We start from the raw sequence: 16686 nt of genomic DNA, 5'->3' as shown, positions 1-16686 counted from the left end.
TAAGGGCGTAGGTCGCGTAAGCGGCGCGAGGGTTCAAATCCCTCCTTCTCCGCCATTTTATTAGGCCCCTTGGTCAAGCGGTTAAGACACCGCCCTTTCACGGCGGTAACACGGGTTCGAATCCCGTAGGGGTCATCACAGCAAGAGGAACCATTCCGACACTGGAATGGTTCCTCTTTACTTTATCGTTTATCCCTGTCTACATAGCCGTCAGTTTGGTGATAGGGGAGGTCACCAAAGGGAGTGTCTGTTCCTTCATCATCCAACTCTTCTTCGTATTCCCGTTCGTCGTCCGTCTGGTATACTTCAACATCGTCCGCTTTCATATCGTTTCCTGTAAACATTTCATATTCTTCAGTAAAACCATCCTTGATCTTGTCACGGTAAAGCTCATCATAACTGTTGTAATCACCTTCAAAATCCGAAGGGGTCTCTGATGTCCCGTATTTGGCCACTTCCTGAAAGCTGTCATGGTAATCGCGGATTCCTCCTTCCTTATGGCGCCCGGAAAAGGAGTTGTCATAAGCAGGTTTCAAATAATCTTGTTCTGCGGGACGGTCGTCAGGTATCGAGCGCTCGGAAGTATGTTCCGTGCAGGTTGTTGCATAGGGGATGGCCTCAAGACGGTCATACGGTATCTCTTTCCCGCATATTTCGCATTTGCCATAGGTTCCCTTATCCATTGAGGAAAGTGCTGCTTCCACCTTTCCCAACTGATCTTCTTCGTGTACAGAAAGGGCCATATCCTTTTCCCTCTCATACAGCTCGGTGCCCAAATCCGCAGGATGGTTATCATATGATGAGAGTTCCAAGCTTTCTTTCTCGCTCTCGTGCTCCAAAATTCCGTCTTCTGCATCTATCGTTCCCTGCAGATTCTGCTTTTCTTCCAACAGCATGTTCTTCAATGTATTTAATTGCTGCTCTGTCAGCAAGATTTTCACTTCCCTTTTTTGTTTATGATTAGTATGGGCGATTTTTGGTCTAATAATAAAGCGGTGTAATATTTATTTTCCTTTATTTCAATTGGAATAAACATATGGGAAAAATTAAAAAACCGACATGCCAAAAAATAGCATGTCGGTTTATTTAATAAGGTTGCTTATAAGGAAACTGATCGCCAACAGGAATCCAAAAATCGTATTCGTCTGTGCAGTGGCTTTCATCGCCGGCATCATCTGGACCGGCTCGGTTTTTCCAATAAAACCTTTGACCGCTCTGACAGCTTTCGGGATACTGGCAAATGTGATAAGAAGCCATGGAGATAAAGAAAAGAATAATATCAATGCTAAAATAAACAAGTATGAAACAATAAACATTGCGGCCAGTAATTGAATTGCTTTTTTCCGGCCCAAAAGTATGGCGATTGTTTTCCTTCCGCTTTCCCTGTCCCCATCCAAGTCACGGATATTGTTGGCCAGCATGATGGAGCCAATCAAAATGGAGATGGGAATGGATGCAAGGACGCTGATGGAATCAATTTTCCCGGCTTGAATAAAATAGGCGATCTGTGTAATGACAAATCCCATGAAAAAGCCGGATGTGATTTCACCAAACGGAGTATAGGCGATCGGGTAAGGTCCGCCGGTATAAAAATAACCGGCTGCCATGCAAACGAGTCCGATGGCAGCAAGCCACCAGCTGCTGTTGGCAGAAATATAGACTCCGAGCAGCAGGGCCGTTCCAAAAAATGCAAATCCCAATCCAAGGACGGTTCCAGGTTTGACCCCATTGCGCACGATAGCTCCTCCAATGCCGACCGAATGCTTTGTATCAAGGCCTCTTGCGAAGTCAAAGTATTCATTGAACATATTGGTCGCCGCCTGTATGAGCAGGCTTGCTATGAGCATCGCTGCAAAAAGGAGGCCGTGTATAGAGTAATGTTTTGCTGCCAAGACTGTACCCAAAAGCACAGGCACAAACGCAGCCGTCAATGTATGCGGGCGAGTAAGACGCCACCAAATCCGCCAGCCTTTTTCCGGTGGAACGGCAGATTGAGCATGAAGATTCATAAAATTCCTCTCCCTTAACATATTCACCTAATAAAGTGTAGAGAATGTATGGAGAAGTGTCAATCCCTTTCGGGCAAAGTTTCAATTTAAAGCTGTTTTACTACATTTAGTGTCTCCCTTCATATATAATAAGGAAGGAGAATATATGATAAGTCTATCGCTTTAGGAGAGATTTATGTTGATGAATTCACCATTCCAAACAAAGTATATAAATACCTTAAAGCATAAAACAGAATCCAATAAAGTGTTGGCAAGTTATACAAAAAAAGTGGATAAGATCGATCCCTTTGCCTTTTACCAAATTAACAGGCCCCCAGATGAAGGGGAGCGTTTTTTTTGGAAAAGCCCGGATGACGATATGACGATTGTCGGCGTTGGCCTTCTCCGTTCTTTTTCCAATAGCGGGGCGGACGACCGCTTCAGCCGGATTGAAACAGAATGGAATGATATCCTATCTTCCGCTGTAATCGATAATCCCTTCCATGTGCCTGGCACGGGACCGCTTTTGTTTGGCGGTTTTTCTTTTGACCCATACAGCCTGAAAGAGGAGAAGTGGCAGCCTTTCGGTGATGCTTTATTTTATTTGCCTGAATATATGCTGACAGTCATTGGCGATGACTATTATTTGACAGTAAATCTTTTTGAAAGCGATGAGTTGTCTAACCAAACGAATAAGGTGGAAAAAACTTTTGATTTGTTAATAAAAAATGAAGAACCTTCCCAGGTTCCTGCGCCACACCTGGAAAGCAGGGAAGAACTTTACGTCCCTGAGTGGCTGGATTCCGTAGCCGAAGTCGTTAATGTACTAAGGACATCAGAAATTGTAAAGAAAGTCGTTCTATCAAGAGAAATGATGTTGAATTTTTCAGAGCCTGTGTCATCAGAATATGTATTGAAGCAGCTTCATACCCAGCAAAAGGACAGCTTCATTTTTCTTCTGGAAACGCCTGATGGCAGCTTCGCAGGGGCATCCCCCGAAAGGCTTGTTAAAAAGATGAACGATCAAGTATTATCGACAAGCCTGGCCGGGTCGATCGGCAGAAGTGAGGACTCCAAAGAAGACAGGGAGCTTGGGAATATACTGTTAAACGATGAAAAAAATCTATATGAGCATCATCTGGTTGTAGATATGATTAAAAAGGCACTTGAGCCATATTGCAGGGAGCTGCAGGTCCCTGATGATCCTGTTCTTTTGCGGACCCCGTATATACAGCATCTGTATACGCCGGTATCAGGTGTTGCCAAATCAGGCACGTCTATATTCCATATTGTGGGGGAACTGCATCCAACGCCAGCTTTGGGCGGTGTGCCAACCGGTCAGTCGATGAAAATAATTAGAGACAAAGAAAAAATGGACAGAGGCTTTTATGCTTCCCCAATCGGCTGGACTGATTTTGACGGAAATGGAGAGTTCATTGTTGCTATCCGTTCAGGCTTGCTCAAAGGTAAACAAGCTTTTTTATATGCCGGCTGCGGGCTGGTTGCTGATTCTGATCCAAAAGAGGAATTAAAAGAAACGGGCATCAAGTTTCGGCCAATGTTGCAGGCAATGGGAGGGAAAAGTGAATGAATTGGCAGCAATCATTAACGGAATATGCGGCAAGCTTCATTGAGGGGCTTGCCTGTTCAGGCGTCAAAGAGGTTGTCATCAGTCCCGGTTCCAGGTCCACACCGCTGGCCATGCTTTTTGTTGAACATCAGGACATTCAGGTATATATGAATATAGATGAACGCTCCGCCGCATTTTTTGCCATGGGACTTGCCAAGGCTTCAGATCGCCCTGTTGCCCTGCTCTGCACATCGGGAACAGCGGCAGCGAATTATTTTCCTGCGGTCATTGAAGCAAGTCTTTCCAGGGTTCCGCTAATTGTTCTGACTGCGGACCGGCCTCATGAGTTGAGGGATGTAGGGGCTCCGCAGGCAATTGACCAGCTCCATCTATATGGGAGGCATGTCAGGTGGTTTGCTGACTTGGCATTGCCGGAATCCGGGAATGAAATGATAAAATACGCCAAGACTTCAGCGGTACGGGCTGCTTCCATGGCCAAAGGAGTGCTTCCCGGGCCGGTACATGTCAATTTTCCTTTGAGGGAGCCGCTTGTTCCTGATTTGGAACAGCCGTTTCATTATGATTCAAATCCGGCACTTCCTTATGTATCAGAAGGACATCTGAATATTCCGTTTGAAACTTATAAAGAAATTGCAGACCAGTGTTCAATGGCCGAAAAGGGCTTGATTGTTTGCGGAAATATAGATAAACCTGGTTTTCCGGAAGCTGTTCTTGCACTGGCCAATTCGCTGGGATTTCCGATATTGGCTGATCCCCTTTCCCAGCTGAGAAGCGGAAGCTTTGAAAAAGAGATGGTTATCGACTGCTATGATACATTTTTAAAAAAATCCGATGCAGCTAATGAAAAGCTAAAGCCTGATCTTGTCATCCAGTTCGGAGGGCAGCCCGTTTCCAAACCCCTTTCATTATTTTTAAAAAGCGCAAGAGAAGCGGAACAGTTGATTATAGACGGAAGCGGAGGCTGGCGTGACCCAAACCGAGCAGGCACTCATATGATTCATTGTGAAGAAACAGTATTTTGCCGGCAGCTGCAACAATTGGTGGAAGAGAGAAATGACAGTTCCTGGAAAAAACTGTGGATTGATCTGAATCAACGGACAAAAAACATCATTCAATCCTATATTCAGTCAATATCCGATATGGAGGAAGGTAAAGCTGTTTCTACGCTTTGCGGTTTATTGCCTCCGGACAGCACAGTGTATATAGGAAACAGCATGCCAATCAGGGATATGGATACCTTCTTCCATACAAACGAAAATAATATTCGGCTTATGGCCAATCGCGGTGCAAATGGAATAGACGGGGTAGTGTCCAGTGCGGTTGGTGCTGCAGTCCATTGCCGGCCGCTTTTCCTTCTGATTGGCGACCTCTCCTTCTTCCACGATATGAATGGATTGCTGGCTGCCAAGCTTCACAAAATCAATATCAATATTATTCTTCTGAACAATGACGGCGGCGGGATATTCTCTCATCTGCCGCAGGCGGAAGAAGGAGAAAACTTTGAGTTGATTTTTGGAACTCCGACAGGGTTGAATTTCGAGCATGCCGCTATGATGTATAATGGCCAATATACTAAAGTGCTGGAGTGGGAAGATTTCCCTGTTGCCATAAGAGAAGCGGCTGCCAACGAAGGTTTGAATATCATTGAAGTACCAACGGACAGGACGAGGAATTTGCAGGTGCACCGAGAATTATGGGAACAGGTTTCCCGGGAAATAAACAAATATCTGCAGAGTGACGAAACATGCTGATTCATGTCAATCATGTTAAGTACCATGTGGAATTAACTGGAAAAGAAGAGTCGCCTGCGGTTATTCTTTTGCACGGTTTTACCGGAGACCATACCACTTGGAATAGCTTGACCAATGCGTTAAAGGATTTCTTTCAAGTCGTTGCCATCGATCTTCTTGGCCATGGCAAGACAGATTCCCCGGAGCAGCCGGAACGATATGTGATGGAAAATGCGGCAAAAGATATTGTTTCTATAATGGATCAATTGAAAATTGACAAGGCCCATTTGCTTGGCTATTCCATGGGGGGCAGACTCGCTCTGGGAACATCGATATTGTTTCCTGAAAGATTTGAGACGCTAATGCTTGAAAGCGCGTCTCCAGGATTAAAAACAGAGCAGGAAAAGATAGCAAGAATTCAAAGCGACGAATCCTTGGCAGCTGGAATTTTGGAGCAAGGAGTCGAGAGTTTTGTAAATTACTGGGAAAATATCCCTCTTTTTCAAACTCAAAAAAGACTTCCATCGGCTATCAGGGATCAAATTCGTACACAGAGGCTGCAAAACGATCCGATTGGGCTTGCAAACAGCCTAATCGGGTTTGGAACAGGAAGGCAGCTGTCTTGGTGGGATAAGCTTCAGGAGCTTGACATTCCTGTTTTGCTAATGTGTGGAAAACAGGATGAAAAGTTCTGTAAAATTGCGGCTGAAATGAATCGGCTTTTTCCAAAAGCCAAGATAATGGAATTTAATGATGCCGGACATGCTATCCACGTGGAAGAACCTAAAAAATTTGATACAATAGTGAAGGAGTTTCTGATTGAACAGGAACAATTATCTTAGGAGGAGGTTCCTTCATGGCAATCAATTGGACGAAAGAAAGAGAGTATGAAGATATTTTATATGAAACGTATAACGGGATTGCTAAAGTGACGATCAACCGGCCTGAAGTACATAATGCATTTAGACCGAAAACCGTTATGGAATTGATCGATGCTTTTGCCTATGCAAGGGATGACGAAAAAATTGGGGTTATCGTTCTTACCGGCGCAGGCGGAAAGGCATTTTGTTCAGGGGGAGACCAGTCTGTAAGAGGGCACGGAGGATATGTCGGCGAAGACAATATCCCCCGTTTGAATGTTTTGGACCTGCAAAGGCTCATCCGTGTCATTCCGAAGCCGGTTGTTGCAATGGTAGCCGGTTATGCTATCGGAGGCGGGCACGTGCTGCATGTGGTCTGTGACTTGACGATTGCTGCAGATAACGCGGTGTTCGGACAAACAGGACCTAAAGTCGGAAGCTTTGATGCCGGTTACGGTTCCGGATATCTTGCACGCATTATCGGCCATAAAAAAGCAAAGGAAATCTGGTTCCTCTGCCGCCAATATAATGCACAGGAAGCTCTTGACATGGGCTTGGTCAACACAGTCGTTCCACTTGACCAGCTGGAAGAGGAAACAGTGAAATGGTGCGAAGAAATGCTGGAAAAAAGCCCGACAGCGCTCAGGTTCCTGAAAGCAGCCTTCAATGCTGATACAGATGGCCTCGCAGGCCTTCAGCAGCTGGCAGGAGACGCCACATTGCTTTACTATACGACAGACGAAGCAAAAGAGGGTCGGGATGCGTTCAAAGAAAAGCGCAAGCCTGACTTCGGGCAGTTCCCGCGCTTTCCTTAAAGAAAAGCGGAAGCGCCCGTTTAGCGACGTACAAACTGGAGCACTCCGCAATGAGATAAAGGAAACACGGCGAGGTACGAGCCGATGTTGACTTATCGGAGTGTAGGAGTGTGAAGTTTGCTAGTCGCTGGGCGCTGTAGCTGGACAGTACCTTATTTTCCTCAAAGGACCCCATGGTTATCCATCGGGTCCTTTTTACACTTCAAAAGCAAGGAGTTTTTCTCATGGAAACAACCACTCCAAACTGGCTGCAAAAAAGGGCTGATTTGTCGCCGGAACGCACAGCTCTTATTTTCAATGATCAAACTTGGACATTTGGCGAGATCTTTGAAATAGCCGCAAAGACAGCGGGGAAAATTGCCGGTTTGCTTCCGGGAAGCAGCAGGAGGGCTGCCATACTTATGAATAATACGCCTGAAACTGTATGGGTGATATATGGGCTTTGGCAGCTTGGAATTGAAACGGTGTTTTTAAACTGCAGATTGACAGCAAGTGAACTGTTATATCAGATTAAGGACAGTGAAACCGGGCTGATCATCTATGATTGTTCCCTTACGGATACAGTAAATGAATTAAGCAAAGCCCTGGCTGATATTCCCATCATTTCTGTTAATGAGTTGGCTGAAAGACCTGCTTCTGAACCGGCCATTAGAAAAGAATTTGCATTGGCTGATGTTTGCTCAATTATGTACACTTCCGGGACGACCGGAAAACCGAAAGGTGTCCTTCAAACGTACGGAAATCATTGGTGGAGTGCAGCCGGATCGGTTTTGAACATCGGTTTGCAGGAAAATGATTCGTGGCTGTGTGCCGTTCCGGTTTTTCATATAAGCGGCCTTTCCATTTTAATGAGAAGTATCATTTACGGCATCCCGGTTATTTTAATGGAAAAATTCGATGAAAAAACAGTGAACCGGCTGTTGTCATCAGGACAAGTGACTATTATGTCGGCCGTTACATCGATGATCAGCAGGATGCTTGCTAAACAAGGTGATCAGCCATACCATCCGGCGTTCCGGTGTTTGCTTGCCGGCGGCGGTCCAGTGCCGAAACCCCTTTTGGACATTTGCAAGGAAAGAAAGGTTCCTGTTTTCCAAACATATGGGATGACGGAAACTTCATCGCAAATTGCCACCCTTTCTCCCGAAGACAGCTTAAAGAAGCTTGGATCCGCAGGCAAACCGTTATTTCCGTCCCAATTAAAAATAATGACCGGCGAAAAGGAAGCAAAGCCGTTGGAAGAAGGGGAAATTTTTGTGAAAGGCCCAAACGTGACTCCAGGCTATTTAAACAGGGATGAAGCAAATGCCGCTTCATTCAAGGACGGGTGGTTTTCGACCGGTGATCTGGGCTTCAAAGATGAAGAAGGGTTTGTGTATATTTTGGACCGGCGCTCCGACTTGATCATCTCGGGAGGGGAAAATATTTATCCCGCTGAAATCGAAGAAATACTTCTCAGCCACGAAGAAGTCTCAGAAGCGGGGGTGACAGGGATTCCCGATGAAAAATGGGGACATGTCCCGTATGGCTTTATCGTTGCAGAAAAACCCGTGAAAGAAGATGAGATTCTTGCTTTTTGCCGTGAAAGGCTTGCTTCATATAAAGTACCCAAGAGGATTATTCAAGTTAAACAGCTTCCGCGAAATGGTGCAAACAAGCTGATGCGCAGATTGTTGAGTAAACTAATATAGAGGATAAAGAAAAGCGCAAGCGCCTTGCCCATCGACGTACAGACTGGAGTGCCTCCGACGAGATAAAGGAAACACGGCGAGGAACGCAGGCTCAAGCAGCGACGTCCTGTCGCTTCGCCTGCACTAGCACATCCTGTGCGTCGGAGCCGATGTTGACTTATCGTAGGAAAGCTTCTTCTTCGAGAGGCTTCCTGAGCTTTGCGACGAGCTGAACAAGGCTTCCTTGATAAGCTGTGGCGCAGGAGCACCAGAGGTGCGAAGTCTGCTAGTCGATAGGCGCTGGCCGCCTTAAAGCGCCACGTCCTGTGGCGCCGGCGGCACTAGGACCTCCTGTCCGTCGAAGCTAGACAACAAATGGCTTTGTTCAAAATTTTAAAGTTAAAACATCTTATACTTTCTTGCTCAGTAAGAAAAGCGGGGCGCCTTCAAAGACACCCCGCTTTTCTTTACTTATGAACAAAGGTTTGACAATCGGTTTCCCTTTCAGTTTCCGCTTCATTGCCCGTATGGCTCACGATATAAATGCGGTCGGCCGCACACAGGTTTCCATCTTTCCAAAAATGACAATTTTTCACTTCACAAAGCACATCTTCTGCCACTTAGTATCACTCCTTTAAGTTGATACATGAATAGTGTTGGCGCAAAAGATGCAGTTATGTGAGGCAAGATCCGTCAAATCAGGAAAAGCATTATTTTTTTTCGGGAACATGATCGATGCCTCCAGGATGAAACGGGTGGCATTTGATAATCCGTTTAAACGTCAACCATCCCCCGCGAACGGCTCCGAACCGCCGGATTGCTTCCATCCCGTAATTGGAGCAGGTTGGATAAAACCTGCAGGTTGGAGGCTTCAGCGGCGAAATGAATTTTTGATAAAAACGGATGATGAAAAGTAAAATTTGTTTCAATGGAAGATCGCTTCCTTCAGTTCAATCAGGATATATTATTTTCTTTTTTGTCATCTGCCGGCATTGGATCGACGGTATGTTTGACTGAATAAGCTTTTGACGTCACCAAGGCGGTCACAAGGACGACAACGATACAAATGATGATGGATATAACCATGACGAGTTTCAATCTCTTTTTCCCCCTTCTTCCCTACGGCCTATTGTAGCATAGTTTTTAACGGAAAATCCGGGCATATAATTGTTTGACTTGTAAAAAATAGGGTAGAGTAAATATAGGAGGATTGATATTATGTCAATAGAAAATCAACAGCTGATTGAATTGGTAAACAAGCAGGTGGCAAGCTGGACGGTACTTTATACGAAGCTACATAATTTCCATTGGTATGTAAAAGGCTCAAACTTCTTTACGCTTCACGAAAAGTTTGAAGAACTGTATAACGAGGCAGCCGTACATATTGATGAACTGGCAGAAAGGCTGTTGGCATTAGGAGGAGAGCCCGTTGCCACTCTCAGAGAGTCACTTGAACTTGCAAGCGTTCAGGAAGCGGAAAGCGAGAAGACAGCGGAGCAGATGGTCCAGGCTACACTGAGCGATTTTGAAACGTTGACAGCGGAATTGAAAAAGGGAATGGAACTGGCTGACCAGTCCGGGGATGAGACAACCGGTGACATGCTGCTTTCCATCCACCAGGGTCTGGAAAAACATATTTGGATGCTGAGTGCCTTTTTGGGTGAAAAAGTTCAATAATAGGTGCCTGTCCATACGTGTAAGACCGTGGAAATCCTAATGAAGCGGAAGAGCAAGCTGTAAAGTTGTTATTTATAGCTTGCTCCTTTTTTTCGATAAAGACGTTATTCATGAGGCGAATCAGGGGAAAGGAGCCCGTTATCCGAAGGAACCTCAAAAACGGTCAGTGTCCATTATCTGGATGCTTGGGAAAAAACGATCATCCATAGTTGATGCCCATACCAGAAACTGGCTTGCCGAGGCCATTTTTATGTATTTTTCAGTGCAAATGTCTGAAATACGAAGCCCCGTCTTCCTTTCGGCCTTCAATTTGGGCGAATTTCCCTTTTAATGTCTCCATCACATACAATCTGATGAAATATTGAAGTTCATATTCATTCATTTCTTTTACGATTCCCAACAAGTCATCATGATCGTATCCTTCAAGTACTGCGAAGGTGATCATATCTAAATCTTCTTCATCGCCGGTAAGTTTATCGCGGTACAATTCGAACAATTCGTCTATAAGTTTCATCAGATAACTTCCTTTCAAAATTTCCTGTGCTTATTATATATATACCCGTAAATGGTACGAACAATCAATTATTGACAATCGACTATTAAGAATAAAATAGGCTCCTTCAAACCAAAATATGCATATAAAATTGTTTAAAGGAGCCAATCGCCTTGGACCAACAAAAGAAAACCTATTATATCTCAGTCGGGGCCGGAGAGATTTTATCTGTTCCCAATGCATCGCCTTGGGAATTTAAAATTGAAGCAAACGATGATGAAATCACCAGGCTGCGGGAAATTTTCGATTCAAGCCAGGATAACAGCATAGATGATTTCCTGCGGGCGCATGTTCCTTTCGTGGAGTATTCCCACGACCCGACAAATGATCAGCATGATCAAAATTTGTACAGGATCTACAGCATGATACACGAGCTCGGGGATCAAGAAGCCAAACAGCATATAGAAAGCATGGGAATCCTCGACGGTTTCAAAAGCGAATAAGCTGATTTTGTAGTATAGTTAAAGCGTTGGAATTGGTTTCCAACGTTTTTCATTTTATAAAAATAAAGGAAGACATGCAAATATGCTTACATTTATCGATAAAAATCAAAACGAAGTCCACTTGGCTTTTTTCAGGAATGCTTTTTCAATTAAGCCCGGCCATGTGCTTGTCATTTGCAGACATAAAGATGAATGGCTATTGACGAAACATTCAACACGGGGATTGGAGTTTCCGGGAGGCAAGGTGGAAAAAGGGGAAACAGTAGAAGAAGCGGGAATGAGAGAGGTGTTAGAAGAAACAGGAGGGACCGCCGTCATCAAGGATTATCTGGGGGAATATAAAGTACACGACCCGAAAGGGGCTTTTATCAAAGCAATCCTTTTTGCAGAAATCCTGCATTTGGAAGAAAAAGAAACTTACTTTGAGACGGATGGTCCAGTATTGGTAAAAGGAAATCTCCTTTCCAGGATTAACGAAGATGAATTCAGTTTTATCATGAAAGACGAAGTGGTGACAGCTGCGTTGAAAAAAGCGAAGGAAAAAAGGCTTTATTAAGAAAAGCGGAAGCGCCCGTTTAGCGACGTACAAACTGGAGCACTCCGCAATGAGATAAAGGAAACACGGCGAGGTACGAGCCGATGTTGACTTATCGTAGTGGAGGAGTGTGAAGTTTGCTAGTCGCTGGGCGCTGGAGCTGGACAAAGAAAGGCTTCTTTTGAAAAAAATTTTCATATCAGCTTATGCTTTTTTTTACTTTAAAAAAACTGCCCTTAACAGAGCAGCATCAATCCTGATCTTTAATCATTTTCCTTTCAAGCCACTCGACAAGCTGATACATGATTGTTGCAAAAATGACGATCAGGAAAAGGGCCAGCATGACCAGTGTGAAATTAAATACTTGGAATCCGTAAATGATCATATATCCGAGACCTTTCGCTGAAACGAGAAATTCACCCACGATGACGCCGACCCACGATAATCCGACATTCACCTTCAAAGTGGAAATGATGGTGGGAAATGAAGCCGGCAAAATAGCATCTTGGAAAGCCTGCCGTTTAGTCGCTCCGAACGTACGAAGCACTTTTACATAATTTTCATCCACATCCCGGAAAGCCGAATAGACAACGATGGTTGTAATGATGACTGAGATGATCGCCCCCATGGCGATAATTGAGGTGAAGCCCGGACCAAGGCCGACAATTAAAATGGGGCCGAGAGCAACTTTTGGCATAGCATTCAGGATGACAAGATACGGGTCCAGCACTTTTGACAGAAAAGGGGACCACCAGAGGATTGCTGCGAAAATCGTTCCAAGAAGCGTGCCGAGAATGAAGCCCATCACTGTTTCGAATACGGTTACGCTGAGATGAGCGAACAGGGTCCCGTCTGAAACCTTTTCTACAAGCAGCGCCCACACTTTGGTGGGGTAGCTAAAGATGAGCGGATCGATCCATTTGCTGCGGCTTGCCGCCTCCCACAATATGAAAAACAGTGTTACAATGAGCAACTGGTAGAAGAGTATCCAGCGCTTTTCTGCTGCCAGCCTCTGCTTATACTGCGAATGAAGCTGGATGGGATCATTTGATTTCTTCAAGGGTCTCCAGCTCCTTCCAAATGATACGGAATAAATCGGAATAGGCGTCTTGGCTGCGGACATCGAATGGACTTAAGCTGCGCAATTCATCAGGTACTTCAAATACTTTATGGAGCCTTCCGGGATTGGCCGCAAAAAGCAGGACTCTGTCGCTCATCGAGATCGCTTCGCCAAGATCATGCGTAACAAGGACAGCGGTTTTTTTATACGCCTTTAATATGTCAAAAACAAGATCTTCAAGCTTAAGTTTCGTTTGATAATCAAGCGCGGAAAATGGTTCATCCAATAATAGCAGTTTCGGATTGACAGCCATTGTGCGGGCCAATGCCGCACGCTGGCGCATCCCGCCTGACAGCTGGCGCGGAAATTGCTTTTCCACGCCTTCAAGGCCGATTTTTTGCAGGAACTGCAGGGCACTTTCTTTTGTTTTCTCTTCAAGCTGGCGATTCAATTTCAGTCCGATCAAGACATTTTCCTCGATTGTTTTCCATGGGAAGAGATAATCCTGCTGAAGCATGTAACCGATCATATTTTTTTGTAAATCCGGGGGCTGCCCGTCAATTTTTACCTGCCCGTCAGTCGGCATCAAAAGACCCGACAAAATGGACAGCAACGTTGTTTTCCCGCATCCCGATGGACCGATCAGGGAAACAAATTCCCCTTCTTCGATGGAAAATGAAACATCTTTTAAAGCGGTTTTGACGGAAGACGGAGTGAAGTAGTGGTGTCCGATATTTTCGGCTGTGATAAAGCTCATGATGTTTCCGGCCTCCTTTTGTAAAATGGCGCACGGCCCTTCCATTTATAGTTAAAGTATAAAATTTTACCGAATTTTCTCTTCAAACAAAGATTACATAATGTCCAGCTTCAGACGCCATCGGCGCAAGGTCACAAGCCGATAGGCGGGCGCCTTGCGCTTTTCTTATTCTTTCATCACTTTTTCAACAATTTCAGTATTGACGAGCTTGTTATAATCCACTTTTTCCGGAAGCTCGCCAGCTTCTTCCATGATGTTTTGGAGGTTTTCCCAGCCTTCTTCTGTTAACGTCATTTTCTCTGCAAATGAGCCCTGGTTTTTATAGCGTTCTATGACGATGGCCAGTGTTTCCAAGTCAGAGTCCTCAAAGTATGGCTGAACGACTTCGGCAATTTCTTCTCCGCTGCTCTTTTCTACCCACTGCTGCGCTTTATAGAGGGCGCGGACGAACTTTTCGATGGTATCTCCATTTTTCTTTATATAGCTTTCTTTTGCCATGAATGTGGTATAAGGTACGTGACCGGATTCTTCTCCGAAGGAAGCGACGATGTAGCCTTTTCCTTCTTTTTCAAACACGGAGGCTGTGGGCTCAAACAACTGAACATAGTCCCCCGTTCCGGAGGCAAAAGAATTGGCTATGTTCGCAAAGTCGATGTTTTGAATCAATTCAAGATCGTTGTGTGGATCGATTCCATGTTTTTTCAGAACGAACTCGCCGACCATTTGCGGCATGCCCCCTTTCCGCTGTCCGAGGAAAGTAGAGCCTTTTAGTTGATCCCACTCAAATTGTTCGTTTTTCTCCCGCGAGACAAGGAATGTTCCATCTGTTTGGGTTAATTGGGCAAAGTTGATAACCGGGTCGCTCGCACCTTGGGCGTAAACATAAATCGATGTTTCCGACCCGACAAGAGCGATATCAGCAGCGTCTGACAAAAGGGCTGTCATCGTTTTATCGCCGCCCCAGGTCGTTTTTAATTCGACATCGAGCCCTTCTTCTTTAAAATATCCTTTGGCAAGGGCAACATATTGGGGAGTATAAAAAACAGAGCGCGTCACTTCTGCCAGATTCACTTTTTTCACTTCTTCTTTTGATGAGCAGGCAGCAGCGAAAATCAGCAGGAAAGCCGCAACAGCCGACAATCCGATTTTAAACCATGCTTTCATTCATGAACCTCCTGTCAAGTCTTGCAGGACTTTAGTAAATTGGGCTAACATATCGTATGATGGGCCCAGAAATGTGTGAATAAATATCGGAAAGGGAGCAAAAGCACTGATGGAAAAAACTCAAATCTTGGACAAAATTCCTTTTCCTTCACCCAATCCCAATGTGAACATGTACCTCATCACTTATTTATCTGCCGGCTTGAGAGTAAAAGGGCTGCTGGCTGAGCCTGTTCAGGCAGGAGTCTACGAAGGGATGCTATATTTAAGGGGCGGAATAAAAAACGTCGGCATGGTCAGGCCGGCAAGAATCGGCCAGTTCGCTTCCGAAGGATTCGTTGTATTTGCGCCGTTTTATAGAGGGAACAGGGGAGGCGAAGGGAACGAGGACTTCGCGGGTGAGGACAGGGAAGATGCCTTTGCCGCATTTGAAATGTTAAGAAGCCACCCGTCTATTGCCGGAAGCCGGGTCCATATATTCGGATTTTCCCGGGGCGGCGTGATGGCGCTTTTAACCGGTATACGATATGAAGAAGCAGCATCCGTTGTAACATGGGGAGGGGTGTCAGATATGGCCCTCACTTATGTAGAGCGAAAAGATCTGAGAAGAATGATGAAACGGGTGATCGGCGGTTCCCCGAAGACTGCCGCTGAAGAATTTGAATACCGCACCCCTTTATATGAACTGCATAAACTGCAGCCGCCGGTTTTGATTATCCATGGTTTGCGCGATGAAAATGTTTCAATAGAGCACGCTTATCGTCTTGAAAAAAGATTGGTTGCGCTTCAGAAACACGTGGAAACATGGTACTTTGAACACGTCAATCACTATTTCCCGCCGGCTTTAAACAGGAAAATCGTTCATAACCTTTGCATCTGGATGAAAAAAGCGGGAACTTAAAAACCATCCTTCCTTAAAAACCATCCTTCCATTGAATGTCTGGCATTCAATGGAAGGATGGTTTTCCGCTTTCCCCGATGCAGCCGGAAAATAACTAAAAAAGTAAAAAATTGCACAAAAAGAATGAAATCATTCCCTTTATTTCGCCAAGAACAAATTTTCCGAAAAAATGGCTTGACAGTTGTAAGCGAATTCATTAACATTATAAGTGCAAGGGGGTCATCAAATTGAATGAAACCTCATCAGAAATAGAGATAAGAACATTAAAAAGGGACATTGCCCAAGTGTACAATCGGGTAAACCAGGAATTTTATGCCACAGGTGTCCGAAGCCAGCGGGTTGATGTCTATGATGACAGGATTATAATCTTTGCCAAACATAAACGTGTCACCGCTTTTAAAGCACTGAGCAAAAATTTTTGGGAATTGACAACTTATGCCGATGCGGCTCTGATTGTCGAATTTAAAATTAAACTCAAGAAGATAGTCGAAGACGTCACAGGCATGAAAGTGATATCTGTTTTAAAAGACTATGATCCAGAATCCGAAGATGCAGTTTGCGTCGTCATATTCGACGAAAAAATCTTATAAAAGCAACTTTATTTAGCAAACATCTGGAGCACCCCGGAATGAAAACGCAGGTTCGTTTTTGTTCAAGGCTGTTTTGGAACGGTTACATAGGTCTCTGTTGAACGGAGATTATTTGAACCGCAGATTCAGTATATTCCTTAGTTTTTGAGGGAGTATTTTGAATCTGCGGTTTTTTATATACCGATGAAGGCAAGGTCCATAAAGGCCTTCCGCAGATCTATTAAAGTTAAAGAAAGCATAAAATTTTACCGGATTCTTTTCAAACCAAGGTTACGTAATGTCCAGCTCCAGCGCCTAGCCCGCAAGGATCAAGCCCATCCCTGTTGGCTTACGAACTGCTTCCTCGGGATTCGTC

At 44.8% G+C, this 16686-nt stretch carries 19 protein-coding genes and 1 tRNA gene; 11 read left to right on the top strand and 9 right to left on the bottom strand.

What is annotated here, in order from left to right; translation table 11 throughout:
• Positions 1-63: 63 nt before the first annotated feature.
• Positions 64-135: transfer RNA gene (locus D4N35_RS15055), tRNA-Glu, on the top strand.
• A gap of 47 nt (positions 136-182) precedes the next feature.
• Here D4N35_RS15055 and D4N35_RS15050 read toward each other — a convergent pair.
• Positions 183-941, bottom strand: coding sequence for a TraR/DksA C4-type zinc finger protein (locus D4N35_RS15050; RefSeq protein ID WP_306463614.1), 759 nt, complete (start codon positions 939-941; stop codon positions 183-185).
• Positions 942-1082: 141 nt separating this feature from the next.
• Positions 1083-2009: a 1,4-dihydroxy-2-naphthoate polyprenyltransferase gene (locus tag D4N35_RS15045; protein ID WP_120075168.1), complete on the bottom strand. Its 927-nt coding sequence runs from the start codon at positions 2007-2009 to the stop codon at positions 1083-1085.
• A gap of 175 nt (positions 2010-2184) precedes the next feature.
• On the opposite strand from D4N35_RS15045, the gene D4N35_RS15040 reads away from it, so the two are divergent.
• The 5 genes from D4N35_RS15040 (at position 2185) to D4N35_RS15020 (ending at position 8675) form a co-directional block, all read left to right on the top strand.
• Positions 2185-3579 carry an isochorismate synthase gene (locus tag D4N35_RS15040; RefSeq protein ID WP_120075166.1) on the top strand — a complete coding sequence of 465 codons (1395 nt, stop codon included), beginning with the start codon at positions 2185-2187 and terminating at the stop codon, positions 3577-3579.
• Positions 3576-5330 (top strand): 2-succinyl-5-enolpyruvyl-6-hydroxy-3-cyclohexene-1-carboxylic-acid synthase, encoded by a 1755-nt coding sequence (gene menD, locus D4N35_RS15035; RefSeq protein WP_120075164.1) that lies wholly within the window; start codon positions 3576-3578, stop codon positions 5328-5330. The genes D4N35_RS15040 and menD overlap by 4 nt, the downstream gene beginning before the upstream one ends.
• The gene (menH, locus tag D4N35_RS15030) at positions 5324-6151 is read left to right on the top strand and encodes a 2-succinyl-6-hydroxy-2,4-cyclohexadiene-1-carboxylate synthase (RefSeq protein ID WP_120075162.1); all 828 of its coding nucleotides are present in this window, start codon (positions 5324-5326) and stop codon (positions 6149-6151) included. The genes menD and menH overlap by 7 nt, the downstream gene beginning before the upstream one ends.
• Before the next feature lie 14 nt (positions 6152-6165).
• Positions 6166-6984, top strand: coding sequence for a 1,4-dihydroxy-2-naphthoyl-CoA synthase (gene menB, locus D4N35_RS15025; RefSeq protein ID WP_120075160.1), 819 nt, complete (start codon positions 6166-6168; stop codon positions 6982-6984).
• 224 nt (positions 6985-7208) lie between these two features.
• Positions 7209-8675 carry an o-succinylbenzoate--CoA ligase gene (locus D4N35_RS15020; protein ID WP_120075158.1) on the top strand — a complete coding sequence of 489 codons (1467 nt, stop codon included), beginning with the start codon at positions 7209-7211 and terminating at the stop codon, positions 8673-8675.
• A 446-nt stretch (positions 8676-9121) separates the two neighbouring features.
• Here D4N35_RS15020 and D4N35_RS15015 read toward each other — a convergent pair whose 3' ends face one another.
• The 3 genes from D4N35_RS15015 to ytzI all read right to left on the bottom strand — a co-directional run bounded on the left by D4N35_RS15015 (position 9122) and on the right by ytzI (position 9752).
• Positions 9122-9274, bottom strand: coding sequence for a DUF1540 domain-containing protein (locus D4N35_RS15015; RefSeq protein WP_120075156.1), 153 nt, complete (start codon positions 9272-9274; stop codon positions 9122-9124).
• A gap of 90 nt (positions 9275-9364) precedes the next feature.
• A complete protein-coding gene (yidD, locus tag D4N35_RS15010; RefSeq protein ID WP_120075154.1) occupies positions 9365-9583 on the bottom strand; it encodes a membrane protein insertion efficiency factor YidD in 219 nt (72 codons plus the stop codon).
• Positions 9584-9608: 25 nt separating this feature from the next.
• Complete coding sequence (ytzI, locus tag D4N35_RS15005; RefSeq protein WP_120075152.1) at positions 9609-9752, bottom strand: YtzI protein; 144 nt, start codon at positions 9750-9752, stop codon at positions 9609-9611.
• A 120-nt stretch (positions 9753-9872) separates the two neighbouring features.
• Between ytzI and D4N35_RS15000 the strand changes: the two genes are divergently transcribed.
• Positions 9873-10331, top strand: coding sequence for a Dps family protein (locus D4N35_RS15000; RefSeq protein WP_120075150.1), 459 nt, complete (start codon positions 9873-9875; stop codon positions 10329-10331).
• Positions 10332-10590: 259 nt separating this feature from the next.
• Here the strand turns inward: D4N35_RS15000 and D4N35_RS14995 are convergent, their stop codons facing one another.
• The gene (locus D4N35_RS14995) at positions 10591-10845 is read right to left on the bottom strand and encodes a DUF6154 family protein (protein WP_120075148.1); all 255 of its coding nucleotides are present in this window, start codon (positions 10843-10845) and stop codon (positions 10591-10593) included.
• A gap of 152 nt (positions 10846-10997) precedes the next feature.
• On the opposite strand from D4N35_RS14995, the gene D4N35_RS14990 reads away from it, so the two are divergent.
• The gene (locus D4N35_RS14990; protein ID WP_120075146.1) at positions 10998-11327 is read left to right on the top strand and encodes a hydrolase; all 330 of its coding nucleotides are present in this window, start codon (positions 10998-11000) and stop codon (positions 11325-11327) included.
• An 82-nt stretch (positions 11328-11409) separates the two neighbouring features.
• Positions 11410-11883: an RNA deprotection pyrophosphohydrolase gene (ytkD, locus tag D4N35_RS14985; RefSeq protein WP_120075143.1), complete on the top strand. Its 474-nt coding sequence runs from the start codon at positions 11410-11412 to the stop codon at positions 11881-11883.
• A 229-nt stretch (positions 11884-12112) separates the two neighbouring features.
• Here ytkD and D4N35_RS14980 read toward each other — a convergent pair whose 3' ends face one another.
• From D4N35_RS14980 to D4N35_RS14970, 3 genes are all read right to left on the bottom strand, one after another.
• Positions 12113-12922 (bottom strand): ABC transporter permease, encoded by an 810-nt coding sequence (locus D4N35_RS14980; protein ID WP_120075141.1) that lies wholly within the window; start codon positions 12920-12922, stop codon positions 12113-12115.
• On the bottom strand, positions 12906-13679 hold the full coding sequence (locus D4N35_RS14975; RefSeq protein ID WP_120075172.1) for an ABC transporter ATP-binding protein: 774 nt from the start codon (positions 13677-13679) through the stop codon (positions 12906-12908). The genes D4N35_RS14980 and D4N35_RS14975 overlap by 17 nt, the downstream gene beginning before the upstream one ends.
• 165 nt (positions 13680-13844) lie before the next feature.
• Positions 13845-14843 (bottom strand): ABC transporter substrate-binding protein, encoded by a 999-nt coding sequence (locus tag D4N35_RS14970; RefSeq protein ID WP_120075138.1) that lies wholly within the window; start codon positions 14841-14843, stop codon positions 13845-13847.
• Between the two features lie 109 nt (positions 14844-14952).
• On the opposite strand from D4N35_RS14970, the gene D4N35_RS14965 reads away from it, so the two are divergent.
• Positions 14953-15741: an alpha/beta hydrolase family protein gene (locus D4N35_RS14965; RefSeq protein WP_120075135.1), complete on the top strand. Its 789-nt coding sequence runs from the start codon at positions 14953-14955 to the stop codon at positions 15739-15741.
• Positions 15742-15968: 227 nt separating this feature from the next.
• The gene (locus D4N35_RS14960) at positions 15969-16331 is read left to right on the top strand and encodes a Na-translocating system protein MpsC family protein (RefSeq protein WP_120075131.1); all 363 of its coding nucleotides are present in this window, start codon (positions 15969-15971) and stop codon (positions 16329-16331) included.
• Positions 16332-16686: the final 355 nt, after the last annotated feature.

Source organism: Siminovitchia fortis (genome assembly GCF_003605365.2).
Taxonomy (GTDB): domain Bacteria; phylum Bacillota; class Bacilli; order Bacillales; family Bacillaceae_C; genus Siminovitchia; species Siminovitchia fortis.
This window is presented reverse-complemented; position numbering and strand designations above follow the sequence as displayed.